25 protein-coding genes and 1 pseudogene are annotated in these 25733 nt (G+C 47.6%); 5 read left to right on the forward strand and 21 right to left on the reverse strand.

Features of this window, described 5'->3' with window-relative positions:
* Window positions 1-2: 2 nt before the first annotated feature.
* The 9 genes from QMZ64_RS17040 to btr form a co-directional block, all read right to left on the reverse strand.
* Window positions 3-929: an isochorismatase family protein gene (locus tag QMZ64_RS17040; RefSeq protein WP_265625436.1), complete on the reverse strand. Its 927-nt coding sequence runs from the start codon at window positions 927-929 to the stop codon at window positions 3-5.
* Window positions 930-954: 25 nt separating this feature from the next.
* The gene (locus tag QMZ64_RS17045; protein ID WP_265625435.1) at window positions 955-2577 is read right to left on the reverse strand and encodes a (2,3-dihydroxybenzoyl)adenylate synthase; all 1623 of its coding nucleotides are present in this window, start codon (window positions 2575-2577) and stop codon (window positions 955-957) included.
* 14 nt (window positions 2578-2591) lie between these two features.
* Window positions 2592-3782, reverse strand: a complete 1191-nt coding sequence (dhbC, locus tag QMZ64_RS17050; RefSeq protein ID WP_243941778.1) for an isochorismate synthase DhbC — start codon at window positions 3780-3782, stop codon at window positions 2592-2594.
* A gap of 24 nt (window positions 3783-3806) precedes the next feature.
* Window positions 3807-4586, reverse strand: coding sequence for a 2,3-dihydro-2,3-dihydroxybenzoate dehydrogenase (locus tag QMZ64_RS17055; RefSeq protein ID WP_265625434.1), 780 nt, complete (start codon window positions 4584-4586; stop codon window positions 3807-3809).
* A gap of 221 nt (window positions 4587-4807) precedes the next feature.
* Window positions 4808-5656, reverse strand: coding sequence for an alpha/beta hydrolase (locus tag QMZ64_RS17060; protein ID WP_265625433.1), 849 nt, complete (start codon window positions 5654-5656; stop codon window positions 4808-4810).
* Window positions 5657-5695: 39 nt separating this feature from the next.
* Entirely contained in the window at window positions 5696-6715 is a 1020-nt protein-coding gene (locus QMZ64_RS17065) for a FecCD family ABC transporter permease (RefSeq protein ID WP_265625432.1), read from the reverse strand.
* Complete coding sequence (locus QMZ64_RS17070) at window positions 6708-7712, reverse strand: FecCD family ABC transporter permease (protein WP_265625431.1); 1005 nt, start codon at window positions 7710-7712, stop codon at window positions 6708-6710. Before QMZ64_RS17070 ends, QMZ64_RS17065 begins: the two co-directional genes overlap by 8 nt.
* Before the next feature lie 17 nt (window positions 7713-7729).
* Window positions 7730-8686 carry an iron-hydroxamate ABC transporter substrate-binding protein gene (locus QMZ64_RS17075; protein WP_243941768.1) on the reverse strand — a complete coding sequence of 319 codons (957 nt, stop codon included), beginning with the start codon at window positions 8684-8686 and terminating at the stop codon, window positions 7730-7732.
* A 91-nt stretch (window positions 8687-8777) separates the two neighbouring features.
* Entirely contained in the window at window positions 8778-10373 is a 1596-nt protein-coding gene (btr, locus tag QMZ64_RS17080) for a bacillibactin transport transcriptional regulator Btr (protein ID WP_265625430.1), read from the reverse strand.
* A 332-nt stretch (window positions 10374-10705) separates the two neighbouring features.
* Between btr and QMZ64_RS17085 the strand changes: the two genes are divergently transcribed.
* Both QMZ64_RS17085 and QMZ64_RS17090 read left to right on the forward strand, forming a co-directional pair.
* On the forward strand, window positions 10706-11092 hold the full coding sequence (locus QMZ64_RS17085; protein WP_228119653.1) for a DUF5362 family protein: 387 nt from the start codon (window positions 10706-10708) through the stop codon (window positions 11090-11092).
* 440 nt (window positions 11093-11532) lie between these two features.
* Window positions 11533-12057 (forward strand): GNAT family N-acetyltransferase, encoded by a 525-nt coding sequence (locus QMZ64_RS17090; protein WP_243941764.1) that lies wholly within the window; start codon window positions 11533-11535, stop codon window positions 12055-12057.
* 76 nt (window positions 12058-12133) lie between these two features.
* Here the strand turns inward: QMZ64_RS17090 and QMZ64_RS17095 are convergent.
* A pseudogene (locus QMZ64_RS17095) lies at window positions 12134-12279 on the reverse strand (SOS response-associated peptidase family protein); the annotation flags it as partial.
* A 69-nt stretch (window positions 12280-12348) separates the two neighbouring features.
* On the reverse strand, window positions 12349-12750 hold the full coding sequence (locus QMZ64_RS17100; RefSeq protein WP_020453242.1) for an Rrf2 family transcriptional regulator: 402 nt from the start codon (window positions 12748-12750) through the stop codon (window positions 12349-12351).
* 245 nt (window positions 12751-12995) lie between these two features.
* Between QMZ64_RS17100 and QMZ64_RS17105 the strand changes: the two genes are divergently transcribed.
* Window positions 12996-13307 carry a PH domain-containing protein gene (locus QMZ64_RS17105; protein ID WP_265625429.1) on the forward strand — a complete coding sequence of 104 codons (312 nt, stop codon included), beginning with the start codon at window positions 12996-12998 and terminating at the stop codon, window positions 13305-13307.
* 38 nt (window positions 13308-13345) lie between these two features.
* On the opposite strand, the gene QMZ64_RS17110 is transcribed toward QMZ64_RS17105, so the two are convergent.
* The 4 genes from QMZ64_RS17110 to QMZ64_RS17125 all read right to left on the reverse strand — a co-directional run bounded on the left by QMZ64_RS17110 (window position 13346) and on the right by QMZ64_RS17125 (window position 16009).
* Window positions 13346-13825 carry a hypothetical protein gene (locus QMZ64_RS17110; protein WP_243941761.1) on the reverse strand — a complete coding sequence of 160 codons (480 nt, stop codon included), beginning with the start codon at window positions 13823-13825 and terminating at the stop codon, window positions 13346-13348.
* A gap of 151 nt (window positions 13826-13976) precedes the next feature.
* Entirely contained in the window at window positions 13977-15002 is a 1026-nt protein-coding gene (moaA, locus tag QMZ64_RS17115) for a GTP 3',8-cyclase MoaA (RefSeq protein ID WP_265625428.1), read from the reverse strand.
* A gap of 14 nt (window positions 15003-15016) precedes the next feature.
* Window positions 15017-15808 (reverse strand): formate dehydrogenase accessory sulfurtransferase FdhD, encoded by a 792-nt coding sequence (gene fdhD, locus QMZ64_RS17120; protein ID WP_243941758.1) that lies wholly within the window; start codon window positions 15806-15808, stop codon window positions 15017-15019.
* A gap of 39 nt (window positions 15809-15847) precedes the next feature.
* Window positions 15848-16009 carry a hypothetical protein gene (locus QMZ64_RS17125; protein ID WP_301441492.1) on the reverse strand — a complete coding sequence of 54 codons (162 nt, stop codon included), beginning with the start codon at window positions 16007-16009 and terminating at the stop codon, window positions 15848-15850.
* A gap of 65 nt (window positions 16010-16074) precedes the next feature.
* Here QMZ64_RS17125 and QMZ64_RS17130 point away from each other — a divergent pair, with 65 nt between their 5' ends.
* The gene (locus QMZ64_RS17130) at window positions 16075-17337 is read left to right on the forward strand and encodes an L-lactate MFS transporter (RefSeq protein ID WP_265625427.1); all 1263 of its coding nucleotides are present in this window, start codon (window positions 16075-16077) and stop codon (window positions 17335-17337) included.
* A 33-nt stretch (window positions 17338-17370) separates the two neighbouring features.
* Complete coding sequence (locus QMZ64_RS17135; RefSeq protein ID WP_265625426.1) at window positions 17371-19722, forward strand: FdhF/YdeP family oxidoreductase; 2352 nt, start codon at window positions 17371-17373, stop codon at window positions 19720-19722.
* 50 nt (window positions 19723-19772) lie between these two features.
* Here the strand turns inward: QMZ64_RS17135 and QMZ64_RS17140 are convergent, their stop codons facing one another.
* The 6 genes from QMZ64_RS17140 to QMZ64_RS17165 form a co-directional block, all read right to left on the reverse strand.
* A complete protein-coding gene (locus QMZ64_RS17140) occupies window positions 19773-20465 on the reverse strand; it encodes a VWA domain-containing protein (RefSeq protein ID WP_165428300.1) in 693 nt (230 codons plus the stop codon).
* A 372-nt stretch (window positions 20466-20837) separates the two neighbouring features.
* Window positions 20838-21524, reverse strand: a complete 687-nt coding sequence (locus QMZ64_RS17145) for a VWA domain-containing protein (RefSeq protein ID WP_043925142.1) — start codon at window positions 21522-21524, stop codon at window positions 20838-20840.
* Between the two features lie 317 nt (window positions 21525-21841).
* Entirely contained in the window at window positions 21842-22858 is a 1017-nt protein-coding gene (gene spoIID / locus QMZ64_RS17150; protein WP_265625425.1) for a stage II sporulation protein D, read from the reverse strand.
* Between the two features lie 196 nt (window positions 22859-23054).
* A complete protein-coding gene (murA, locus tag QMZ64_RS17155) occupies window positions 23055-24365 on the reverse strand; it encodes a UDP-N-acetylglucosamine 1-carboxyvinyltransferase (protein WP_020453252.1) in 1311 nt (436 codons plus the stop codon).
* Window positions 24366-24397: 32 nt separating this feature from the next.
* Entirely contained in the window at window positions 24398-25141 is a 744-nt protein-coding gene (locus QMZ64_RS17160) for a YwmB family TATA-box binding protein (RefSeq protein WP_265625424.1), read from the reverse strand.
* 136 nt (window positions 25142-25277) lie between these two features.
* A complete protein-coding gene (locus tag QMZ64_RS17165; protein WP_003186001.1) occupies window positions 25278-25511 on the reverse strand; it encodes a DUF1146 family protein in 234 nt (77 codons plus the stop codon).
* Window positions 25512-25733 lie beyond the last annotated feature (222 nt).

The following is a 25733-nucleotide window of genomic DNA, read 5'->3' on the forward strand; positions in this document are numbered from 1 at the left end:
CTTCATTGATAGTCTGCATTTGGCAAGGGTGCTTCTTTAGAGGAGGACAACAGTCTCCACCAGTTTTCAATCGAAGGGTCCTCCGCAAGCTCCACAAATGACACCTCCCGCCCCGCTCGGCGCCAGCGCTCCGCGAGACTCATGATTCTCACGGAATCAAGTCCCCTGTAAATCAAATTTTCGCTGTCGCTTATCTTTTCAGGTGATTCAAGAAGAAGCGTTGCGACCTGTTCACGAATGATCTGTTTTGTTAGTGCATGAGAGCTTTCTTTTGCGTGTTCATGGCTTTCGTCATCTTTCAGCTGGCTCAAAAGCTGTTCCGCAGTGATTGTGACGCTGCAGCGGTCAGCTGCGTATGTGATAGCCATTTCATGATGCTCTAATGAGAAATCCGCCACCGCATCGGCGACAAAAAACGTTTCAATATCTTGCATAAACGCATCACATGCCGTCATCAGGCAGCCGATATGGGCATAGATGCCGGTGATGATGAGCTGATCCCGACCTTGCTCCTCCAGCACACCTAAAAGGTTGGTTTTTCTAAACGCATTGTACCTCCACTTGGTCAGAACGATGTCGCCTTCATTCGGTTTCAGCTCATCTACGATCTTCTGCTCATCGGGATCAGGACCAATTCCGGCTCCCCAAAAATCTTGGAGAAGCCCCCGTTCTTCCGGTGTCTGGGCGCCTGGCTGAGCCGTGAAAATAACCGGGATGCCAAGCTCGGCACATCGCTTCCGCAGCTTCTTAATATGAGCCAGCAGATCTGTTACCGGAGACTCGCCGGAACGGTAAGCGTTGAGAAAATATTGCTGCATGTCATGGATGAGAAGTGCAGCGCGCTTCGGATGAGGCGTCCATGACACCTTGTTTTTCGGCATATTTGATGCTTCTGGCATTCGGTACGGTAAGATGGCAGGAATGGCCATCAAATCACATCCTCTCATTTTTTTATCAGGTGATATTCTTAGCTGCGGACATTTTTTCAGCAATCGCTGTACGCAGTTCTTTTTTGCTGACTTTTCCTACGCCTGTCTGCGGGAATGCTTCAACCATTTCCACCCGGTCGGGTATTTTGTAGGCTGCAAGGCCCCTTTCTCTCAAAAACGATTGCAATTCAGCCTGAGCAGGTGCAGCGCCGCGGGGGATAACATACGCACACGTTCTTTCGCCGAGAAATTGATCCGGCATCGAGACAACCGCCGCATCAAGCACGGCGGGATGTGCGAGCAGGTGGTTTTCCACTTCTTCCGCGGCAACCTTCTCCCCGCCTCTGTTGATCTGGTCTTTGGCTCGTCCTTCAACAATCAAATAGCCTGATGAATTGACTTTGACCAAGTCGCCCGTACGGTAAAACCCGTCTTCAGTGAACGCTTTGGCATTGTGTTCCTCAGCTTTGTAATAGCCGCGGATCGTATAAGGACCTCTTGTCAGAAGCTCCCCGGTCTGTCCGGGTCCAAGTTCGCGTCCTTCTTTATCCACAATTTTAATCTCGTCAAACGGAGACATCGGTCTGCCTTGTGTGTGAACGATCGTGTCTTCAGGATCATCAAGTCTGGTATAGTTGACCAGACCTTCTGCCATGCCATAAACCTGCTGCAGTTTGCAGCCAAACACCGATGTGACGCGCCTGGCGGCTTCGGCACTGAATTTCGCCCCGCCGACTTGAAGGACCTGGAGGCTTGACAAGTCGTCCCGGCGAGCCGGAGCAGCGTCAAGCCAGATTAGCGCAAGCGGCGGTACGAGACCTGTGATCGTTACCCTCTCCTTTTCGATCAGAGGAAAGGTTTCATCCGGGCTGCCTCCTGACGCAAGAACGACTCGGCCTCCCGCATAGAGTGTACCGAGCACTCCCGGCGAACTGAGCGGATAATTGTGAGCGATTGGGAGAGCGGCAAGATACACGCTGTTGTGATCAAGCCTGCAAACCTCTGCGCTGACCCTCAAGCTGTATATATAATCATCATGCGTCCTCGGGATCAGCTTGGACAGACCTGTGCTTCCCCCTGACAATTGAAGAAAAGCGACATCTTCTGAATGGACGTTCTGCGGAGGGGCAGGCTGATCATAAAGGCCCGACAGCGCTTCAAACTCCTCCGATTCGCCGGCGACAATGACATGACGAAGCCCCCGCAGCTTTCCCTTTACCTGTCTCGCCAGCTTGCGGTAGTCAAACTTTGCGTGATGATCGGGAATCACATAAGCAGCAGCTTTAGAAAACTCGCAAAAATAAGTGATCTCGCTATGTCTGTGCGATGGAAGCGCAAAGACAGGCAGAGCTCCGATTCGGAAGAGCGCAAAGCAAACTTCAAAAAACTCGATGACATTCGGCAGCTGGACAACGACGCGGTCATTTTTTTTGATCCCAAGCTGTAAAAGACCGCCAGCCAAAGAGTCGGCTCTCTTGTCTAACTCTCGATAGCTTAAATGGGTATCTCCGTATGTAAGGGCAATGCGGCTGCCATGTTTTTCGGCCTGTTCCCTCAGCATTCCTCCAAATGTTTCGCCTCGCCAGCATCCCTCCTTCCGATATTTATCCGCAAACTCCTTCGGCCATGTTGGGCACCCTTTCAACATCCTTTATCCCTCCGTTATTCACTGTTCATTCCCATCGCAAGAAGCATTGTCCGAAACTTTGCAGACGTTTCGGCAAGTTCTTCTTCAGGCTTCGATCCGGCGACAATTCCGGCGCCTGCGTACAGCCGCAGCGCGTGTTCCTCCGCCTCAGCACAGCGAATCGTTACGACCCATTCACCATCACCGTCCGCGTCACACCAGCCGACCATACCTGTGAAAAATCCGCGGTCAAACGGCTCAATCTGTTTAATCGCTTCTTTCGCCGCATTCGTCGGCGTGCCGCAAACAGCAGGCGTCGGATGAAGGGCGGCGGCGAGCTCTAATGATGATACAGAAAGATCTGTAAGCTCTCCCTTCAATTCAGTTGAAAGATGCCACATCGTCGGCGTGCTGATGAGCGACGGTTCCGGCACCTCCAGCTTTCGGCAAAACGGCCTGAGCGCGGAAGCAACCGCTTCAACTACGACCGCATGTTCGTGACGGTCTTTAGGAGAAGCAAGCAGTTCAGCCGCCCTTCTTCGATCTTCTTCAGGATCATCGCTTCGAGGTCTTGAACCTGCTAAAGGATTTGCCGTAACACGGAACCCGGACCGTGATACAAGCAGCTCGGGACTTGCCCCTATCAAAGTGGTACGAGGCGCTTCCGCCGACTGTCCGGTTAAGTCAACAGCAAAGTTGTACCCGCTTGTATTGCGGCGGGCAAGATTTCGCAGTAATTGACCGATATCGACTTTGATCGGCGAGGTCAGCTGCAATGACCGGGAAAGGACGATCTTGCTGTATTCTCCTGCTGCTATACCTGCCAATCCTCGTCTGACCCCGGTCATATACGCTTCCGGGCTTGGAATCTGCTCGATATCATAGGGGTAAAGGGCAGGTTCAGGCTCCTCTTTACCGTCTTCTTCACATGTCAGCGGCCCCGCCTGCCACGCTTCGACCGGCACGGTTAACTGCGCCGGCTTTGCATCGTCAAACGGCACAGCTCCGACCACCATCGGATTTTTCTGCCCGTTCTCCCTCGCTTTTTTCAGAACTTCCGCAGCCCGCTGAGCAAGGCTTTGCTCTTCCGTTTGAGAAACAGAAGCCAAAACACCTTCCGCCAGAATGGTCCGCTCCGGGGAAGAGAAAAAGAATGAAGCACCGGCCTGATATTCCTTCAACAGCTGATCCGCAAGCGCTTCTGACACGACATGACGTTCCATCATCATTAAAACCTCCTTTAGATTGAATCAGGCTCCAAGCGTTGCTCCGCCATCAACGCGCAAATCGTGCATCGTAATATGGCGAGCCCCGTCAGACAGCAAAAATACTACAGCATCTGCAATATCAGCCGGCGAAGCCAATTTTCCGAGCGGGATTCCCGTTTTGAATGTTTCAAGTGATCCTTCAATGACGCCTTGCGCAGCTTCCTCATCTTGCCATAGCGACCGCTGCATCGGCGTATCGGTTGATCCGGGCGATACGATATTGCAGCGGATGTTGTGCTCGGCAAGTTCAAGGCCGAGACATTTCGTAAACATTAAAGCGGCCGCCTTAGAGGCCGCGTAGGCGGCCATATGCACCCGCGGCACTGCCGCCGCATTTGATCCGACAGTCACGATCGCTCCAGTTCTGCGCGTCATCATCCGGCGGGCGACGGCACGCGATACGTTAAAAACCCCGGTGGAATTGACGCTGAACGTCTTCTCCCAATCTTCATCACTCAATGAATGGATCAGACCCGTTCTGAGCACGCCGGCTACATTGACAAGCATGTCTATCGGACCGATCTCGCGTTCAACATGGGCCACAACCTGCTCGACGGCGGCACTGTCGCCCACATCCGCGGCAAAACCGGAACCCTGCAGATCTTTTCGTTCAAGTTCGGCTTCAAGTTCAAGCAGCCCTTTTCGATTTTGATCAGCTGCGGCAACAAACACCCCGCGTTCAGCAAGCGCCAGAGCCACTTCTTTGCCGATTCCTTGCGAAGCCCCAGTCACCAAAGCAACCTTGCCTTTCACTCTTATCATTTCCTTTCTTAAAAACGGCAGCTCCCAAGTCTTAAAGAGTCACTGCCAGCTAAACTCTTAATTGATAATGATAATCATTATCGTTTAAAAATATAATATACCAATAAATGCAAACGGTCAAATCGTTTTCGATTGTCTATCCGTATCAATGCTTTTGGTATATTATCTGTTATCCATTCTTATCTTTTCTGAAAGCACGGGGCGCCGGAAGCGCCCCGCTGTCAATCAGGCTTGAAGGCAAACTGGAGCGCTCTGCTGATTAACACAGGGAGAACCGATATATGACCTTCCCCTTTAAATTCATGGTACTCCGCGCGAATTCCCTGTTTGTCCAAGGCGGCCAGGCGGGCGGCCAATCTTTTTGCATTGTCGTTCATCCCGCTTTTATGCGTCTTTTCGAGCTCTCCGGCCCCGAGCAATACCTTTACATCGCCATCCGCTTCCTGCAGCTTCGAAATAAAGTCATGCTCTTCATCAAAAAAGGACGGATGCCAATGGATGGACGGACTGCCGGCGATATATGTCTGAAATAGGTCCGGTTTTGTAAACAGGGTCTGCAGAACAAAAAGTCCGCCAAGGGAATGACCGAAAATCGCCTGACTTTTCACATCAATCGTGAATTCCTGTTCGATCTCCGGCTTTAATTGCTGTTCGATGAAGGACAGAAAAGCTTTTGCCCCGCCCGGCTCCGGCCAGTCTGCTCCATCGGTCCTCCTGGGCAGCTCGGCGCCCGAATCCGGCAGAGTAAAATCGTAATACCGCCCCCGGTCAAAGGGAGCGTCGGTTTCATAGCCGATGCCGACGATAACGGCCGGCATGACGCCGGTTTTATCGGGACGACGCGACTGCATCCGCAATGCCTCCACCATTGTTCCAAACACGGAATTGGCGTCAAGCAGATAAATCACGGGATATCCTGCGGGCGGCGGTTCCCCAAATGGTTTCGCAATAAAAATCCGGTATGTGCGGCTCCCATCCGGTGAACGCATGCACCGCTGTTCTGTCCCCGGTATCGCCACCGGAATACATTCAGCAGCATTGACAGACTGCTGAAGTTTTTCTTGAGCCATGTGATTCTCCCTTCCCCTCTTTGATGAGCTAAAAACAGTCTAATGAACCGTCTTTTTTTGTTTAAACAGTAAAAATAAGAAGTAAGGCACACCGAAAATGGCGAGGATGATACCCGCCGGCACTTCGGACGGCTGGAACAGCAGCTTTCCGGCAAAATCGGCGCACAATACGAGAAACATCCCGATCAAACCGCTTAACAGCAATGAGTGGCGGTGCAGAACGCCGACGAGCCTCCGCGAGATGTGCGGAGCAATCAGGCCGACAAATGCCATGCTCCCGGAGATAGCCACACAGGCGCTGATGATGCCGACACAAGCCGTCAGCAGCAGCACTTTTTCAACATTGGCGGATACACCGAGACTCTTCACCGTATCTTCATGAAAGCGAATGGTATCGAGCAGGCCGGACTTTGTCACCAGGAATGGAATGAGAAGCAGCAGCCACGGCAGTGCCGCTTGAATATACGTCCAATTCGCCGACCAGATGCTTCCGTTTTTCCAAACCATGGCCATTTCGTGGTCATTCGGATTCATCTTCAATGACAGGTACAGCGAAATAGCGCTGAAACCCGAATTAATCGCGATTCCAACGAGAATAATCCTGCCCGAATCCAAGTTGCCGCCATGCCAGGCAAAGATAAAAATGAATACCGCCGCCAAAATGCCACCGATCAAGCCGAAGAATGGCATCCCCATTGCAGCGAGCAGGCTTGTCGTTTCAGTCTGGCCTTGAAAGATCAGCATGTAGCCGACGATCGCCGCACCCGCACCGGCATTAATCCCCAGGATTCCCGGGTCAGCCAGTCCGTTCCTTGTCATCGCCTGGATGACGGAACCGGCAATGCCGAGCCCAAGGCCCACGAGTGCTGCCGTCACAATCCTTGGAAGACGCAGCTCAAACAGGAGAATGGCGTATTGCTCATTCGGGTTGATGTGAAACAATGTTGATAACAGCTCAGCCGGATGTGCGGCAAACGATCCTACTGTTATGCTGAGATAACAGATTGTGAGAATCAGCACAATAAAAACAGCATAGATGACTGCAACCTTTTTAGGCACGCTGCTCCCCTCCTTTTCTTTTGATCAAATAAAGGAAGAAAGGAACGCCGATCACCGAAGTGACGACTTCAATCGGTGTCTCAAACGGATAGTTGAGCAGCCGGCTGAGAAGATCGGCCAGCGTCAAAAAAATGCCGCCGAGAACGCAGGAGCATGGGATCATCCGGCTATAATCCGCCCCGACAAGAAAACGCGTAATATGCGGTACAATCAATCCGACAAAAGCTATTTTACCCGCCATAGCGACGGAGCAGCCTGTCAGAATGACGACCGCTGCCATCGCTGTCCATTTGACGGCCTGCTTTTTCTGGCCGAGGCTTTCGGAAATGTCATCTCCCAATGATAGAGCTGTCACTTTTTTGCTGAGAGAGAGCGCCAGAATGATGCCGATCACAAAAAACGGCACAGCATACTTCAGCAGCTCGGGATTCAATTGATGCAGCCTGGCGCTGTACCAGAAGCTGACGTCCTGGGAAATTTGAAAGTAAATCGACATCGCCGCTGACAGACTGCTGAGCAGCATGCTTGTGACCGTCCCGATGATGGCAAGCTGAACCGGCATAAAACCGTTTGGAATCACCGAGGCGAGGCCGAAGACGAGGCCGGCGCCAACGGCTGATCCGATAAACGAATAGCCCATCATCTCCAGGGAAGTCGAACCCGGAATCAACACCATCAGCAGCGTGATCACGAATGCTGATCCGTCGGAAACGCCCATAATCGACGGGGAAGCTAAATAATTTCGGGTGATGCCCTGCATAAGCGCACCGGACACCGCCAGCGCCGCTCCGATTAAAAGAGCGCCGGCAGCGCGCGGAAGACGGGAATGCCAAATGATTTGATGATCTGTGTTGCCCGGATCAAAATGCAGCAGCGCCAAAAAAATCACTTCGGGCTCAAGCTGTTTTGCACCGTAACATACCGACAGAAAAACGGACAGCAGTATGGCAAACGGAGCAGAGATCATAATGATGCGGGTCATGTGCTTTGAATGCATCGTTCAAGAAACCTTTTCTATTTGTTCTGCGCCAATTTCTCAGCTGCAGCCTTTAAAAATTCTACCTTGCTCCATGCCGTGCCGCCCTGCGCAAGCGGATCTACAGCATTGACAAATACATGGTCGTTTTTCACTGCAGAAATGCTTTTCCAAATTGGATTATTCTCTAGATCTTTCAGCGCATTCGGCTTGTCAGCATTCTCATCGTCAGAGAATTGAACAAACATATAATCCGGATTCATTTCGCTCAGTTTTTCTAAAGAAACTAACTCCTGGGCTTTTGCCGCTTTGACTTCTTTTGGAGCTGTGAAGCCCAGCTCGCCGTATAAAGTGGAATTGAAAAATACGTCTTCCGGATAGATAAAGACATTGCCTTGTCTGATTCTGACAACGAGCGCTTTTGTATCTTTGGCCGTTTTCTCAAGCTTTGTTTTTGCTTCCTTAAGGTCCGCTTCATAATCCGAAATAATCTGCTTCGCTTTATCTTCTTTGCCTGTCAGTTCAGCCAGCAGCTCTAAATTGTCTTTCCAGTTTGAAGAAACGTGGGAAACAGGAATCGTCGTCGCGATGTTATCCAGCTTTTTCACCACTTTTTCCGGAAATTTCGTTGAAGCCAGGATGACATCCGGTTTAAGCTCAAGAATTTTCTCCAGGTTCGGTTCCGTTTTTTCGCCGACGGCAGCTGCTTTGTCAGTAATGCTCTTGAACAGGTCCGGGAACTTTCCGGAGAAGGAAATGGCACCGGCCGGGTGTACATCCAGAAGCTTGGCATCTTCCATCGATTCCACGCTTCCCGTAATGACGATTTGTTCGGCCGGGGTCTTCACCTTGTATGTATGATCGAGGTACTCGATGCTTTTCTCAGCTGACGCTGAGCTCTTGCCATCGCCGCCCGCCTTTTCTTTGCTGTTCCCGCATCCCGCTGCGCCAAACGCGAGAAGGAGAATAAATAGAAATATTGATATTTTTCTCATCTGATTGAGACCCCCTGATTTAATTGATAACTATTATCAATTAAAATTATAGGGTTGCCTCTTCGAGAACACCATGGATAATATCCGGCAATTAAAATGGATTTTTTCCGGACAGCAGCCGAACCGCCTGGCGAATGATTCGTTCATGGCTGCATGCGGAATATTCCCGCCAAGGATCAGAATTCACCTGATACATCCGGTGATGCCGGACCGCTTTTAAATCCTGCCATGCAGCCGACTGCTGCAGCTCCCGGTAGAATGCCAGCGTCTCCGGCTCTTTAAAAATGAAAATCATAATGATATCCGGCTGATATGCCGCGATCGTTTCGATCGACACGGCCCTGTCAGTCGGTTCTTCAAGCGATACAGCCGATTCAAAGCCAAGGTCGCCGAAAAATACATCTTGAACAGAGCGGTTATGCGCCAGATAAATCTCGTGTTTATGCAGGCGCAAAAACAAAAAGCTTCGGCGTCCGCAGATCGGATAAAGCGTTTCTTTCGCGGTCTCGGTGAGACGCTGGTAAGACAGCAGCCATTTCTGAGCCTCCGCTTCTTCATCCAAATGAGATGCGGTCAGCATAAAATGCCTCCTCCATTGTTCCTGTGAAGGCAAAAAGAAGACATCGGCGATCGACTGGAGTTGCTCCCGTTCCTTGTGAGACACGCTGTCCATGCTGATAATGAGCTCAGGGGCAGCCGATGACAATGTCCGCAGGTTTTCTTCCCACGGCTCGTGAAAGCGGTAAGCGCTCAGATGGACCGGAATATCTGCCGCATAATGCTTATAGTAATACGATGTCCACTTCGGATGCAGGGAAGCGGCGTAAGGAATGAGGTGAAGCGGTATCAGCTGTCCGATCGTATTCTGGCCGTAGGCCGCCAGTTTCCTGCGCCTTTTTTTCATATAAACGGTCGGGGATAAACCGGTATGCTTCTTAAATGTCCTGCTGAAATAAAATTCATCCTGATACCCGATTTGGCTTGAGATTTCCCTCAGCTTGTAGCTTGCTTTCGCCATCAGCTGCTTCGCTTTCGTCATCCGCGTCTCAGTAATAAACTCTGTCACGCTTCGACCGTACAGCTTTTTGAACGTTTCGCTGTAATGCTTCGCGCTGATTCCGGCCATTTGCGCGAGTTGATCAAGCGTCAGGTGTGCATCTGAATGCTCTTCAATATACTCCTTTGTTTTTCCTATGGCTGATGCGGTGTTTTCGGGATGAGTCAGTTTAGCCGAATAGATATCGTACAAAAGCTGCTGCAGGTCTGCTTGGCATTTCAGCTCCTGGAGCGCTGAAGAAGCCGGCCATAAGGCGGAAAGTTCCTGAAGGCGGGAGGCCAGATTTCCGACAGAATGGACATTCATCATCTGAAGGTCGGAAAAAGCGTCAGGGTCGGTGTCTGCTTCAAGCGTCAGGCGGCGGTCGTCATAGCTGTAGGGCTGCAGCCTGATGAGATACCCGCTGATTTCAGCTGACGAAGCTGTGATTCCGAATGTTTCATAAGGCGGAACAATATACAGCGTTTCTTTTTGGAGCGGCCTGCCTGATGCCTGTATATCGATTCTCCCTTCACCCTTCAAGTGAAAGATCAAAACGAAAGAGTCTGCCAGCTGCTGTTCATCCGGAAGATCGCCGGGCTTTCTTATATGATCGATTTGCAAGAGACGATAGAAATAAGAAGATTTCATAGAAAAACCGCCTTTCGTAACACCAGTCATATCACAAAAATAAAAATGCCCCTAAAACAATATGGTAAATTGGTTGCGGGGTTCTGGTCCGGCACAAAATACCAGTTTGCAAGGTGCATTTCACATCACTTATAGCTGATATGCTTCTTACGATTTACTATAACACAGCCGCTTTTATTGGGGAATCATGTTGTCAGTGCGGCCACCTGCCCATGTGCACTTTAAAATATAATAAAAAATCAATACTTATCATTTCAATATCTTTTTGCCTAGTGTATAACTATAGAGAAATTACTATATTTACAGGGAAGGCGTGACTTCTTATTTTGGAAATGACAGCCAGCATGAAAAAATCGCTCGATGCGATTGCAAAATGGGGAAAAATAACCGGCGTTTTTATGATTATCGGCGGAGGCATCTATGCCTTTTTCGGAATTTCTTTGCTTATCATCGGAGCCGCTCCAGGTGTGCTAATGATTTTTTCGGGGATCTACCTTATAAAATCGGCAAACGCCGCTCAGAAAATGAGTGATGACATGCCGCAAGAACCGCATGAAGCCTTGCTTGATAACTATGTGAAGTTTATGAAATGGCAATTTTTCTTCTTACTATCCAATATTGTGATCTTCATTTTATGCATAGTCGCCTTTTTCTTCCTGATCTTTTTAGGTATTCTTACCGATTTACACAGCGGATACGATCCTTATTATTACGAATGATGATCAAAAGCCTGTCTCGGGAATTGACTGAGACAGGCTTTTATAATTCGGCTTCTCCACCAACGGTGAAACGCTCATTGATGTGCTCGCCTTTTTCAGCTTCGTCACCACTGCAATGACATAGCCTGCATAACTGATGCAGCTTTCTCCGGCGGTGTTACGATCAAGTTTTTCTGACCTTTTTGAGATGAACCTGTTCTCTTTCCTTACGGGTTGAAAAATGCCGCCGGGCTGATGCGGAAAGTTAAACGATTAGTACATGAGAACAAGGATTATAATGAGACCAATTAAAAGCATATATAAAAGTCTGCATGAAGATACAAGCTGAGGTACTTGTTTTCTGCCAGATTGTTGAATAAGGATCGTCTTTAAAGAGGTTATTGTTGTCTTCATATCGAAATCAAGATAAGCAGAAGTTTTTTTGATGGGAGGTTCGTTTCATGCATATCACAACAGAAAGGTTATTGATACGCGAATTTGAATTCAAAGATTGGCAAGCTGTATATGAGTATACATCAAATAGTAATGTGATGAAGTATATACCGGAAGGCGTTTTTACTGAAGAAGATGCAAAAGCATTTGTAAATAAAAACAAAGGTGATAACGCTGAAAAATTCCCTGTCATACGAATGGATGAAGATTTACTTATAGGCCATATTGTTTTTCATAAGTATTTTGGTGAACATACATATGAGATCGGGTGGGTGTTTCATCCTAAATATCAAAATAAAGGGTATGCTTCTGAAGCAGCACAAGCGATCTTGAAATATGGATTTAAAGAAATGAACCTGCATAGGATTATAGCTACGTGTCAACCTGAGAATATTCCGTCATACCGAGTTATGGAGAAGATTGGAATGAGAAGAGAAGGCTTCTTTAAAAAATGTATTCCCAAAGGCAATGAATGGTGGGATGAATATTATTACGCCATTTTAAAGGAAGAGTGGAATTGTACGATACCTTAATTGGGGATACAACAAAATATCACCAACTGCTTAGAACATAGCAGCTAAGCGAAGGTGATATATCAAGCGATATGCTAGCATCATATGGCTGCAGCAAGCTTTGTAGATATTCAGTTTTAAGGGTGAGCCTTCCCTTTTCCTTCACATCAGTAAGGAAAACCGGCATACGATCATGAATGTCCCCCATAACTCATAAGGCTTTGTTGTGATGATTGTGCATGTGTCACCGATAATACTTCCACATTTGTAACAAAATAAGTTACATGTTGATGATGAAACATCATCTCTTATTTAAAAGAGATGAGTTAAGACGTCTTTAAGAGACTTGCTGGCCAATTCGTTCTCCATCGCCTGCTGAACGCTGTGAAACGTTTGGTCAAGCGTTGTTTGAATTTGTCTTCCAACCGGACAGTTTGGATTCGGCTTGTCATGAATCGCAAACAATTCCTCTTGCGGCTGAACCGCGCGGTAAATATCCAGCAGAGATATATCTTCAGGATCTCTTTTCAGGGTTGCCCCGGCCACTCCCGGCCTCGACGTCAAAATACCGCCTTTTTTGAGCTGGCTGATCATGCGCCTGATCACAACAGGGTTCGTATTGACGCTCCCGGCGATCATTTCCGAAGATTCCCGCGGGTTTGCGGCAATTAAAGATAAAATATGAATGGCCACTGAAAGACGGGTGTTCACCATAAGTTTTCACCACCGATGTAATTATTATAGTTACAGGATAAGTTTTTTGTCAACTCTTATCATATCCTTAATGATCGTAAGAATAAATAAAATTTTTTCAAACCACCCTCATGTCTCACTTTGGAACTTTTTCAAAGGGTCTTTCGTATTGGTTGATGAAAGGAGTGTTTTTCAATGAAAGAGATAGCAGAAGGAAAAGCAGCTTTGGATGTCCGGCTTAGCCGAATGAAGAAATCAGATCTATTATGCTTTGCGCGTATAACGCGAGACTGTCTGCACGTTACACTCCTTACAGAGGCGTGCTTGCGGCCACCAACAGGCGGCTCATGTTTTATTCTTCTCTGTTTGGCGCCCCTTTTCACCTTGACATCCGCTATGATACCATCTCCTCGTTCCGCCGCGAAAAAGGGCTGATAACAGGAGGCGATCACCTCGTCGTGATGAACAACGGGGATCGGGAAGCATTTCAATATTTTAGCGGCTGCGATCCTTTGGAAACATTCATCGAATCCGTTCGAAAGCTAAGGAAACTGCCTGAAGACATCATGCATGTCTGAAAAACGCCGGCTCCGGGATGTGCCCGCAGCCGGCATACTCAATTATTAATCTCGTACTTCTCCCCATATCTCAGCACTTTATAAATTGCCATTCCATCAGAAAGATGATTTTCGGAATATCTCACGGGAATCAAAGCAAAACATACATAATAGGTTGAAAAATAAACAAACTGGTAGAAAAAAATATTTTCGGGTATGATGTCTTTGATAATCAGCAGATTGACAATAAAAATAGACGCTAAATTAAACAGCGATCCGCCGGCATAAATCATCGCATTCGTAAAACGGTTATCGTATTTCAGATCCCCGTATTTGCAGAAGGAATCCATAAAGTAAACACTTCTGATTTGCACGGGGCCGATTTTCAGCAATTTTTTGCCCATCCCGATTTCAAGCGAAGATTTTCCGCCGAACAACACCGCCATGACGCTGTGGCCCAAGACATGAAGCACCGACACGGCGGGAAAAACGATCAAGAACGACCAGAAGAATTTGACAATATCCTGCATTCCGAACATTCAATCATCCTTTCTGTTTCAGCCCATGTTTTTAAAAAAATTTCCGCTTTTCCCCCGTATCAAACCTGTCAATATGCAAGTCAAGCCGGTCTCCGAATGCATAAAAAAACCGCCCATCTTTTCAATGGACGGCTTTCTCCAAATCAGTCAATTATCCTCCTATATAGGACATTTCAACCTTTTTCCGCGGAGCCGCTTTTGCAAGAGCGCGGTCGAGCGAATACTGGTCATCGCGATTCCGCCAGACGGTGCCGATCGCCTTTGCCAGCTCCTGATCGGTCTGCCCGCTTCTGATCAGGGTTCTTAAATCAAACCCGCTCGATGCGAAAAGACATGTGAAAAGCTCGCCTTTCGCCGATAGTCTTGCTCTGTTGCACGTGCTGCAAAAAGCATCGGATACAGAAGAGATAAAACCGATTTCTCCTGAACCGTCCAGGTATCCGTACCGTTTGGCGACTTCTCCTTTGTAGTTCGGGTCGATCGGTTCAACCGGCATGTCTTCATTGATGATCCGGATGATATCCGCTTTTGTCACCACTGACTGACGGTTCCATTCATTTGTGTTCCCGACATCCATAAACTCAATAAACCGCAAAATATGGCCTTTTTCTTTAAAATAGCGGGCCATCGGCAAAATATCCTTTTCATTGACTCCTTTTTGGACGACCATGTTGATCTTGACGCCGAGTCCGGCCTCTTTCGCCGCTTCAATTCCGGCCAGCACCTTGCTGACGGAGACGCCTCTGCCGTTGATCGCTTTGAAACGCTCGTCATCCAGGGAATCCAGGCTGACCGTGACCCGTTTCAGCCCCGCTTTTTTCAGCTTGTCAGCGTAAACCGGCAGCAGAACGCCGTTCGTCGTCATCGCAATATCGCGAATCCCTTTGATCCCCGCAAGCTTCTCGACTAATTCCGGCATATCTTTTCTCATCAGCGGCTCGCCGCCGGTGAGGCGGATTTTTTCCACCCCGAACTGATGAACAAACAGCTTGGCCAATCGTTCAAGCTCTTCAAAGGACAACAGTTCGCCTTTTGGCAAAAACGGATAATCCTGTCCAAAGATTTCGGCAGGCATGCAATACGTACATCTTAAGTTGCAGCGGTCGGTGACAGAAATTCTTAAATCCCGAAGCGGCCGGCTTTTCTGATCCAAAACTTGTTCACTGTTGGTGTTCACGCCTGTTGCCTCCTTTATGTTAACTGAATTCGCTCATGATGCGTATATACATTGAATGACCGATTTCTCGCAAAACCAATCGTCATGATATTCAGCTCCTCCGCCATTTGAATGGCCAGCTCGGTCGGCGCCGACTTGGAAATGACCGCGGAAACCCCGATTTTTGCGGCTTTGAGCAGCACTTCCGAAGAAATTCTGCCGCTGAACACGATCAGTTTGTCGCGCACAGGAACCTGGTGAAGCAGACAATATCCGTACAATTTATCAAGCGCATTATGTCTTCCGATATCAGATCTGACTGCAATCAGCTTGTCAGTGCTGCACAAAGCGGCATTATGAACGCCCCCCGTATGGCGAAAAAGCTTGCTGCTTTTCTGCATGTCGCGCATCAGCGCCAAACAGTTCTCAGGCGTAATGGTCACGCCGTCAATCGCCGTTTTTGCAGTTTTGACGTCCTGCTGGAAATAAAAATGCCGCCCTTTTCCGCAGCAGGACCCGATCACCCGCTTCGTGTAATCCTTCAGCACCAGCTTTTTGGAGCTGACAAGGTCGACATATGCGAATCCGAGACTTTCATCTATTGTAAACCTTTTAATCTCATTTTTAAAACGGATCACACCTTCAGATGCGAGAAATCCGATCACCAGTTCTTCCAGGCTGTCCGGCGAACAAACAAGCGTGACAAATTCCTCACCGTTCACCATGACAGTCAGGGGGAATTCCGTTGCCATCTGATCTTCTTGCTCTGTCATCTCTCCATTATCATAACGGAAAATGTTTCGGCTTGTTGTGATGTTTTTCCCCATGAATAAACCCCGCCCCTTTGTTTCTTATCATATCTATTACTATACTCGTCTATCATGCCGTTTCACAACCGTCAGGTCAAATTTGGAAGCTTCATCTTGTTGATAGCTTGAAAACATGATATTATTTTTTAAAAGTTCAAAAAATATACACTTTTCAAACAGACCGCCTTTCTTCGCAGCAACCCCGGAAACCGCTTTCAAACAATCGCTCCCCGGCAGCCTTCTGTCTTTATGACAAGCCTTTCATTTCCACAGGAGGTTCTCGCATGAAAAAAGTGAAAAACAGGTGGCTCATTGCTTTATGTGCTGTAGGCATTCATTTGTCTATCGGGTCTGTATACGCATGGAGCGTCTTTACAAACCCGCTCGCTGAAACCTTCGGCTGGAGCCTCAGCCAGATCAGCCTGACGTTCAGCATCGCTATTTTATTTCTCGGTCTTTCAGCCGCATTTTTGGGACACTTCGTCGAAAAGCACGGCCCCAAAAAAGCAGGCATGCTCGCCGCTCTTTTCTTCGGAGCTGGCGTGACGTTTTCCGGCTTCGCCGTTCAGATCGGCTCCCTTCCCCTGCTTTATTTGTTTTACGGCGTCTTCGGAGGAATCGGACTCGGCGTCGGCTATATTACGCCCGTATCTTCGCTTGTTAAATGGTTTCCTGACCGCCGCGGCTTAGCTACAGGGCTTGCCATTATGGGATTCGGATTTGCGGCCTTGATCAGCAGCCCGATCATACAGAAGCTGATCTCAGCGATCGGTATAGCCAATACCTTTTTTATTCTCGGCATCTGCTACTTTCTTGTGATGATGCTGTCTTCGCTTTACCTCGCTCCGCCGGAAGACGGCTGGAAGCCTGAAGGATTTTCAACCGCAAAAAACGGAAAGGCGCAAAGCGCCGATATTTCCCAGCTGACGGCAAATGAAGCCATTAAAACGAAACGCTTTTATTATTTATGGCTGATGCTTTTTATTAATGTTACGTGCGGAATCGCCATCATATCCATCGCTTCACCGCTGGCGCAGGAAAGTGCGGGCATGTCCGCCGCCGCCGCTGCCGCTCTCGTCGGCGTTTTGGGCGCATTTAACGGTTTAGGGCGGATCGGCTGGGCCTCTGCATCTGATTACATCGGCCGGCCGAATACGTATACCGTCTTTTTCGCTGTACAGCTGATCGCCTTTCCGCTTTTGCCGTTTATTTCCGACAAGGCCGTCTTCTCTGTTTTAATGGCATTGATCTATACGTGCTATGGAGGGGGGTTTGCCGCAATTCCGGCTTATATCGGGGATTTGTTCGGAACAAAGCAGCTCGGTGCAATCCACGGTTACATTTTAACGGCATGGGCGGCGGCAGGACTTGCGGGCCCGATGTTCTCTTCTTGGGTGCGTGATGCAACAGGAAGCTACAGCCAGAGCCTGACGGTTTTTGCAGCACTGTTCGGCATCGGCCTGTTCATTTCGATCTTCATTAGAACCGACATTAAACAGATGCGGAAAAAAGCGGCGGTTCATGTCTCAAACTCGGTAAAAGGATGATCCGGCAGTATCCGCTGGAAAGGAGAGAATGAAATGGGAAAAACAAAGCATCAAGGTCCGATGAAGCTGAATAAAAAGCCCGCGCCAAAACTGTGGGCGTCTTGGGCGCCGATGGGACTCGGAAAGGTAAAGCCAAAGCATATCAGAGATACGATGAAAACAGCTTGGGACAATAAAGACAACCTTTCGTACGCCTACAGAATTTTAACGCAAGGCGTGTGCGACGGCTGTGCGCTTGGTGTGTCCGGACTCCGCGATCAGACGCTCACAGGGCCTCATCTCTGCACGACGCGGCTGAACGTCCTCCGCTTAAATACGATGCCTGCGATCGAGGACAAATGGCTGTCCGCCGACATCGAACAGCTGAGAAAGCTGGACAGCACCGAACTGAGAAAGCTCGGACGCATCCCTTATCCGCTGTCGAGAAAAAAAGGAGAACGGTCGTTCTCGAGAATCTCATGGGATGAAGCGCTCAGCCGAATCGCGGACAAAATCAAATCGATTGATAAACGACAGCTCGCCTTTTATTTAACGGCCAGGGGGATTACGAATGAGGTATACTATACGGCCGCCAAAGCGGCTCGGTTTATCGGCACAAACAACATTGACAACGCCTCGCGGATCTGCCACTCGCCAAGCAAAACGGCTTTAAAAAGGTCCCTCGGCATCGGCGCCTCAAGCTGCAGCTACCGAGACTGGATCGGGACGGATGTCCTCGTCTTCTGGGGATCTGTCGCCGCCAATAACCAGCCGGTGTCAACAAAATACATGTATGCCGCCAAAAAAGCGGGAACAAAAATCATTATGATCAACCCCTACCTGGAACCTTCGATGGAGAAATACTGGATTCCATCGATAGCTGAGAGCGCCCTTTTCGGCACCAAAATCACTGATGACGTATACCAAGTCAATATCGGCGGCGACATTGCCTTTATGAACGGGGTAATGAAGCACTGGTTTGAAATGGAACGGGAGGCCCCCGGTTCAAGCATTGACCGCGCCTTTATCGAAGCACACACAAACGGGTTCACTGAGCTTAAACAGCATATCGAAAAACAAAATTGGAAGACGCTTGAAGAGTCATCCGGCATATCGAAAGATCGAATGAAAGAATTCGCCGTCTTGCTGGCCCGGGCGAAAACCGGCGTTTTCATTTGGAGCATGGGACTCACACAGCACCGTTTTGCGACCGACAACATTTCACAGGTGGCAAATCTCGCCCTGTTACAAGGATTCATCGGCAGAAAGCATTGCGGCGTCATGCCGATCAGAGGGCACAGCGGTGTGCAGGGTTCTGGAGAAATGGGTGCCGATCCTTTCGTCCTGCCAGGCGGTGATTTTGACGAAGAAAATGCAGCACGGATCGAGAAGGTTTGGGGCTTCCGTATACCGACTTGGCAAGGCGATACGATCGGCCAGACGATCGAAAACATGCTCCTGCCGAGCAAAAGCGAAAGAAAAGTAAAAGTGTTTTATACAAGCGGAGGCAACTTTTTGGAGACGATGCCGAACCCCGATTTTATCAAAAAAGCGTTACAGGAAGTAGAGGTGAGGGTCCATCAGGACATCATCTTCAATACTTCTACCCTTGTCGATGCCAAAGAGGAAGTTATCATTCTTCCCGCGATGACAAGGTATGAACAGCCTGGCGGAGGAACCTCAACCAGTACAGAACGGATGGTCTATTTCAGCCCTGAAATTAAAGGACCGCGCATCGGAGAAGCCCGTTCTGAATGGGAAATTTATATGGATCTTGCCAAACGGGTTCGGCCCGAAGACAAAGAACTGATCCATTTTGACAGCGCTGCGGAAATCCGTGAAGAAATTGCTGCTGCCAACCGGAATTATGAAGGAATTCAGCATTTGAAAAAACGCGGAGATGTCTTTCAATGGGGCGGCGCCTGGCTTTGTGAAGGCGGAATTTGTCCGACGGCAGACAGCAGAGGTAACCTGATCCCCGTCGATCTTCCTGAAAACAGACAAACTGAAGGACGCTTTCTCGTGACGACAAGGCGGGGAAAACAGTTCAATTCGATGATTTATAGTGAAAAAGATCCTTTCAACGCGGCAGATCGCCAGGATGTCATGATCCATCCAAAAGATGCCGAGGACCTTTATATTCAAGACGGAGAAGCGATCGTTCTATTCAACCGCTACGGAACTTTCCAAGGCCGGGCAAAATATGCCGGCGTACAACGCGGAAACACGGCTGTCTACTGGCCGGAAGGAAATGTCCTGATCCCTAAAGGCGTATACGAAAACCACGCCCGTATTCCGGAATACAACACGGCGGTCATGATTGAAAAAGCGGAGATTTTCCATTCAAGAAAAGATCCGCGCTATGCAGAAAAACGAATCGAAGAACTCGAAATGTCGACAGATTAGCTTAACAGAAGGTCGGGACGGCACTGCTGCCGTCCCGCTCTCGTATGGAGTTACTGAGACAGTTTTACGCCTTCTTCTTTCCATACCTTTTTAAAATCAGAAGCTGAGTCGGCTTCAATCAATTTTCCGCCGCCAGCAGCAGCTACTTTTTTAAGCTTTGCTTTTTCTTTCACGGTTTTCACGTCAAGCCCAACGATGTTGACGATCGTTTTAATGTTGGATTTGCGCAGATCTTTCGCTGCCTGAACAGGGTCTCCTCCGCATGTTTCTTCACCGTCTGTCACGATGTAAACATAGTTCTTACCATCTTTATCGGCAAGATCTTCTTTTACATCATAAAGAGATTTTGCAATTGGAGACCAGCCTGTAGGCTTGATTCCGCTTAAAGCGTTTTCGAACGAGTTGGAAGAAAACGGCTGCAGATCATAGACGGTTTCCGTCGTACCGCAAGATAGTTCTTTTCCGGAGTTTTTATTGTTGCCTTTATGTCCGAACACATTCAGCATGACATTCGCATCGCTTGAAAGCAGGTCAGCAAAGTCGGTTACGGATTCTTTGGCAATATCAAATTTTCTTTCTCCTTCAACCTTTTGTGCCATGCTGCCGCTTGCATCAAGCACAACTGCAACATTGACATCTTTTTTGCTGTTGTCCGCATTTCCGTTTTCAGCCGCGAAAGCAGCAGCCGGAGCCAATGACAAAAGCATGGTGAACGTTGTTAACAGAGTAAACCTTTTTTTCACCTTTCTCACTTTCCTTTCCGCATTGGTTTTTCGGACCGATCTTCCGCATGAGATCTAGTCCACCAACATCGTAAAAGAAGGCTTGATAGAAATAAATAGGCCGGATCTCCTTTTCAAATTCACAAATTCTTCATAATCCTTACGATAATCGATCGACACTTTCACTTAAGTCCTATCAAAAAAGTCCGCTAAAAGACTGTTTTCGTCCCAATACCACCACAGTTACGACAAATTACCCCTCCAAAGGATTCAGCAGGGTTCAACGTTCTGAAACAATAACTTAATATTTGTAAAGTGTTTTGCTTGACTTTTTGACAATCTTTTCATCACAAAAGGAAAGCTGCGGAAACATGTCCACAGCTTTTTTCCAGTTTATTTAGAAAGCTCAATGGCTTCCTGAGTGAAAATTCTTTTGATGTCATTTTTGGTTTTTGCTTGGAAATATTCACCGCCGCCGGCTGCTGCGATGCTTGTCAATTGTCCGTGAAAATCTCCTTCATAATCAAAGCCGATCACGTTGACAACCGCATTAGCTTTGCGCAGTTCTGTTGCAACTTTTACCGGATTGCCTCCGCATGTTTCCTCACCGTCTGTCAGCAGGTAAACGACGTTTTTCCCGTTGTTGTTCAGCTGATCAAGCGCGTTTTTGGCATCTTGGAGCGCGTTGGCGATCGGTGTCCATCCAGTCGGTCCGATGCCGTTTAATGAGTTGCGGAAGCTTTGCTCGTCATACGTTTGGAACCCGTACACTCCTCTGATTGCATTGCAGGATTGTACCTTTCCGGAATTTTTATTGTTTCCCTCTGAACCGAAAACTCTCATGAGCACGTTTGCATTTTCAAGCTTAGAACCAAAGCTGAACGCCTCATTTTTGGCAAGCTCGTATTTTGAGACACCGCCGATCTTTTTAGCCATGCTGCCGCTTGCATCAAGCATAATCGCAACGTTAGGCGAATCTTCGGCAACTGTTACCTCCTGTTTTTTCTCAGCTGCGAAAGCAGGCGAACCAAGGCTAAGAACCATAGCGGTCAAAATACCCAATGTCAGCTTCTTCTTCATTTCTCCCTTTCCCCTTTCTGAAATAAAGTCGTTAACACATTAATATCGTAGAAGAACACCAGGGAGAAATAAATAGGGCATGTCTCCTTTTCCTCGTTATTCATTTCAGCATACAACAAGCGGATTAAATAGACTTTATATCCTGTGAACCCTTATATTGACAAGACATTCACGGCCTTTTGACGCTGTTCAGCAAGCCCTCCGGCACAGATTCTTGAAATATTTGTATAATGTTTTTGGCGTGCATCAACTTCATGAGAATGCCAAATTTTGATGACATTTAAAAAGACGCCGCCAATAAGGCAGACGTCTCTTTTTTATTTTTTCGCCATGTATTTATTTAAAAATTCATCAGCGTTGGATACGGCTGTTCCTTTGTAATAATACTTGACGATGGCTTCAGCTTTCTTGCCGTCTTTCGCCATATAATGCGCGCCGTATTGGCTCATACCTACTCCATGTCCAAAACCCCTTGTCGTGACGGTAATCTGATTGCCGTCGCGTTTCCAATCAAAGTCTGCCGATTTGAGGCCGAGCTTTTCCCGAATATCTCTTCCCTCAAGCTTCTTCCCATTGATGACAGCAGTCGCTACGCGTTTTCCCGGCGTTCTTTCAGTGATCTTCCCAATGCTGTTTGAGCTGGGCAGCTTCACGCCGAGCTTTTGTTCAAATTCAGCGACAGTAAACGTTTTGTGGTTCAGGAATTTCGGCGACTTTGTATCCCAGGAGCTTTTCACGCTTTGCAGATACGGAATATCACTTGTCCAATAGGCCCCGGCATTCTCGGTATACCCGTTGCTCGTCGAGAAAAACGAAGCGTCAATCGGCTTATGATCATAGGTTAAAATTTTGCCTTGCGTACTGGCTACAGCTTCGGTCACTTTTTTGATTTTCCAATCGTAATCTTTCTTCCACAGTCTGCGGAGTTCCTCTTTGTTTTTATACACCTGGAACATCTGCGTGTCATCGACGAGCGAGCCCTTCGGTGATTGGACAGCCTGCTCTGATACCATTTGCCTCACAATATATGTGCGGGCCGCGAGCGCTTGTGCTTTTAAAGCTTCGATATCGAAATCAGCCGGCATTTCCGAAGCAACGACACCGATGACATACTCTTCAAGCGGAATGTCTTCAACTTTCCGGTCAGCCGTTCTGTAGACCGGAATTGAAACGGGAGACTCTTTTAAGGTGACTTTCTTTTTTTCCTCGTGTTGCTGAGTGTGTTTTTCTGTTTTGATTGCCCCCGGCCCCCCGTGAAAAGGGAGGACAAGCAGTGTTGGTATGAGTAAAATCAGCATGCAGATTCCTGCTAGTACAATTAATAGCTGTTTCAAATCAGTGCCCCCATTTCTGTTTTGTCTCTTTCATTTTATGGGCGGGGACAAGCTAATATGACTGTACTTTTCAACTGCTGCTGCGTATTTTAAAAGCCATTCTTGTGCATAATGATAGATATGGGAGGCATACTGATATAGAATACTTGAAACATAAAAATCAGTATGCCGGATGACATACTGATTTCACGTTGATTTATGCGTTTAAATCGGATACAACTTCTTTATTTTCAATATGAACCGCTTCTTCATCGTTAACGCGCTCAATATCAGCACCGATACCGGCAAGTTTTTGGTGGAAGTTGACATATCCCCGGTCTAAATGTTTTAATTCGGTTACGCGCGTATGTCCGTCAGCGACAAGGCCAGCAAGGATAAGAGCTGCGCCGGCGCGAAGATCCGTTGCAGCCACCTCAGCACCTTGAAGTTGCACAGGACCATTAATAATGACAGAACGGCCTTCGATTTTAATATCTCCGTTCATACGGCGGAATTCTTCCGCATGCATGAAGCGGTTCTCAAAGACGGTTTCTGTGATCATGCTGGTTCCATTTGCGCGCATCAAAAGAGCCATCATCTGAGACTGCATATCAGTCGGGAAACCTGGATGTGGCATTGTTTTTAAATCAATAGGCTTCAATTCAGAAGGACCGATGATCCGAAGACCGTCTCCTTCTTCCATGATTTGAACGCCCATTTCTTCCATTTTCGCAATTAAAGATGTTAAGTGCTCAGGAACCGCTCCCTTTACCAGTACGTTCCCTTCGGTAATCGCAGCGGCAACCATGAACGTACCCGCCTCGATCCGGTCAGGAATAATGGTATGTTTTGCACCATGAAGCGCCTTAACGCCTTCAATTTTAATGGTGCCTGTACCGGCACCCCGAATTTTACCGCCCATTGCATTGATATAGTTAGCCAGATCAACGATTTCAGGCTCTTTAGCAGCATTTTCGAGCGTTGTCGTGCCCTCAGCCAAAGCTGCAGCCATAATCAGGTTTTCAGTTGCTCCGACACTAGGAAAATCAAGATAAATTTTTGCGCCTTGAAGGCGGCCTTCTACAGTCGCTTCAATAAAGCCGTTTCCGACTTTAATTTTTGCGCCCATTGCTTCAAAGCCTTTCAGATGCTGATCAATCGGTCTTGAACCGATTGCACATCCTCCAGGCAAAGCCACTCTCGAGTGACCTGTGCGAGCAAGAAGCGGACCCATCACCAATACAGATGCGCGCATTTTACGAACATATTCAAACGGAGCTTCCGTAGACAAAGTGCGAGATGCATCAACCGTTACTGTATTATTTTCAAAATGTACACTTGCGCCTAAATGACGTAACACTTCGTTAATCGTATATACATCGGAGAGCGTAGGCACATCACATATTACGCTTTTTTCTTCACTGGCTAATAAAGATGCAGCGATAACTGGTAAAACGGCATTTTTTGCTCCTTCAACTTTGACTGTGCCGTTTAACTTTCGACCGCCGCGGACGATGATTTTTTCCAAGGTATTCCCCTCCGCGTCCCAATTTCTCTATATTAATATTCAGTCGTGACGATTGGTGTGCCAACCGTGACGGTAAGTTTTTCGCCCATTCCCGCATTTCTAAGCGAGACTTGCAGATTCATACGGTGTTTTTCTGTCTTGATGGATTCTTTCCACTCGTTAGTGTAAGCAGAAATAGAAACGAAATTTGGTTCGATTAAATCTTCAACTGACTTTGCATCAAATTCATGTACTAGTTCATTTGCTTTTTTTTGCAAAACAACACTCATCATACCATTTAAACGGCCCTTTAGACAAGTAAAAATTGCGGTCTTTTCTCGCATTATGTCGAATGCATCCCGTTCAAACTGCTTATATGTAGTATTCCAGTTTTCCCGTGGTCCCGCGCCTTTTTGCTCATACAATAAATACGAAACAAGTCTCTGGTTTTTGTGGGTGGATACCAAATGTATTTTGGAATTGATGTGATTTTTTTTGTCCTGAAAAACACCTGTTGCTTTAACTGTATCATCGTCTTCCCGCGTTATAGTCCATTGATATTGTCGATGCTGTTTCTTGAAATGTTTCAGTTTTGCAAAAAAATCCTTTTCACTTAGGGTAAGCTGCTTTTTTGTGTGCAGGGTCCATTCTTCAAGCTCGACATCATGGCGGCTCAAACCTTCCGCCAGCTGTTCCAGCGGCGTATTGCCCGCTGCTTCAAGCGATTGAAAGACATGAACAATTAAAAATAAAACCACAATAAAAATGAGGGCATTAACCGTTTGTTTTGTCTTCATTCCGCATCATCCTCTCCTACTCTCCATTGTTGACGGATCGTAGGAAAAGCATACGTGGAAAAACAAGGTCCCCCGGTGATTTTGCGGAATGCGGCGTTACCCACATTTGTCCATTCCCAAAAATTCTTTTACTCAATCATGAAAATAAATTTTGAAGCTGTCTGGAATAATAAAGATAGTCCAGGAAAAAATTGCTGACGGTGGAGCCGACGGCGATTGTAATGATGATCATTAACACCCTCGCCTGAATGACTTTTCCTTTCCTGATAAGCGGATCAATATTGACCGCCAGAAGAGCCCACCAAGTCAATGCAATAAAAAAAAGATGAACGATGATACTGACAGCAGCCTGTTGTCCGATCTCTTCCATTATTGATGACGCCTCCTTACGTTCCAGCCGGTTTGGTGGCTCCGGCCTGCCTAGTCTCTTCTGCTGTGGGATAAGGAATGATGCCGGTCATTTCAAGTCATTTTAACAGTTTTGATGTTTCATGTTAAGACGTTCATGGATAGAACTTTTTCCCATAGATGAAGTGATCCTCTGTTGCCTGAGGCCAATGTTGAGGAGTTTGCTTGAATGTCTTACATCCTC

Source organism: Bacillus sp. LB7, from assembly GCF_030449715.1.
GTDB lineage: Bacteria > Bacillota > Bacilli > Bacillales > Bacillaceae > Bacillus > Bacillus paralicheniformis.

Excerpts from the sequence above, each read along its gene's own strand:
- QMZ64_RS17110 (WP_243941761.1), bottom strand. The coding sequence starts at position 13,825 with ATGTTCGGAATGCAGGATATTGTCAAATTCTTCTGGTCGTTCTTGATC.
- dhbC (WP_243941778.1), bottom strand. The coding sequence starts at position 3,782 with ATGATGGAACGTCATGTCGTGTCAGAAGCGCTTGCGGATCAGCTGTTG.
- QMZ64_RS17135 (WP_265625426.1), top strand. The coding sequence starts at position 17,371 with ATGGGAAAAACAAAGCATCAAGGTCCGATGAAGCTGAATAAAAAGCCC.
- QMZ64_RS17105 (WP_265625429.1), top strand. The coding sequence starts at position 12,996 with ATGCTTTGCGCGTATAACGCGAGACTGTCTGCACGTTACACTCCTTAC.
- QMZ64_RS17085 (WP_228119653.1), top strand. The coding sequence starts at position 10,706 with ATGACAGCCAGCATGAAAAAATCGCTCGATGCGATTGCAAAATGGGGA.
- QMZ64_RS17070 (WP_265625431.1), bottom strand. The coding sequence starts at position 7,712 with ATGCATTCAAAGCACATGACCCGCATCATTATGATCTCTGCTCCGTTT.
- btr (WP_265625430.1), bottom strand. The coding sequence starts at position 10,373 with ATGAAATCTTCTTATTTCTATCGTCTCTTGCAAATCGATCATATAAGA.
- fdhD (WP_243941758.1), bottom strand. The coding sequence starts at position 15,808 with ATGGGGAAAAACATCACAACAAGCCGAAACATTTTCCGTTATGATAAT.
- QMZ64_RS17060 (WP_265625433.1), bottom strand. The coding sequence starts at position 5,656 with ATGGCTCAAGAAAAACTTCAGCAGTCTGTCAATGCTGCTGAATGTATT.
- QMZ64_RS17090 (WP_243941764.1), top strand. The coding sequence starts at position 11,533 with ATGCATATCACAACAGAAAGGTTATTGATACGCGAATTTGAATTCAAA.
- QMZ64_RS17165 (WP_003186001.1), bottom strand. The coding sequence starts at position 25,511 with ATGGAAGAGATCGGACAACAGGCTGCTGTCAGTATCATCGTTCATCTT.
- QMZ64_RS17100 (WP_020453242.1), bottom strand. The coding sequence starts at position 12,750 with ATGGTGAACACCCGTCTTTCAGTGGCCATTCATATTTTATCTTTAATT.
- QMZ64_RS17045 (WP_265625435.1), bottom strand. The coding sequence starts at position 2,577 with ATGTTGAAAGGGTGCCCAACATGGCCGAAGGAGTTTGCGGATAAATAT.
- QMZ64_RS17075 (WP_243941768.1), bottom strand. The coding sequence starts at position 8,686 with ATGAGAAAAATATCAATATTTCTATTTATTCTCCTTCTCGCGTTTGGC.
- QMZ64_RS17145 (WP_043925142.1), bottom strand. The coding sequence starts at position 21,524 with ATGAAGAAGAAGCTGACATTGGGTATTTTGACCGCTATGGTTCTTAGC.
- QMZ64_RS17160 (WP_265625424.1), bottom strand. The coding sequence starts at position 25,141 with ATGAAGACAAAACAAACGGTTAATGCCCTCATTTTTATTGTGGTTTTA.
- QMZ64_RS17055 (WP_265625434.1), bottom strand. The coding sequence starts at position 4,586 with ATGATAAGAGTGAAAGGCAAGGTTGCTTTGGTGACTGGGGCTTCGCAA.
- QMZ64_RS17130 (WP_265625427.1), top strand. The coding sequence starts at position 16,075 with ATGAAAAAAGTGAAAAACAGGTGGCTCATTGCTTTATGTGCTGTAGGC.
- QMZ64_RS17040 (WP_265625436.1), bottom strand. The coding sequence starts at position 929 with ATGGCCATTCCTGCCATCTTACCGTACCGAATGCCAGAAGCATCAAAT.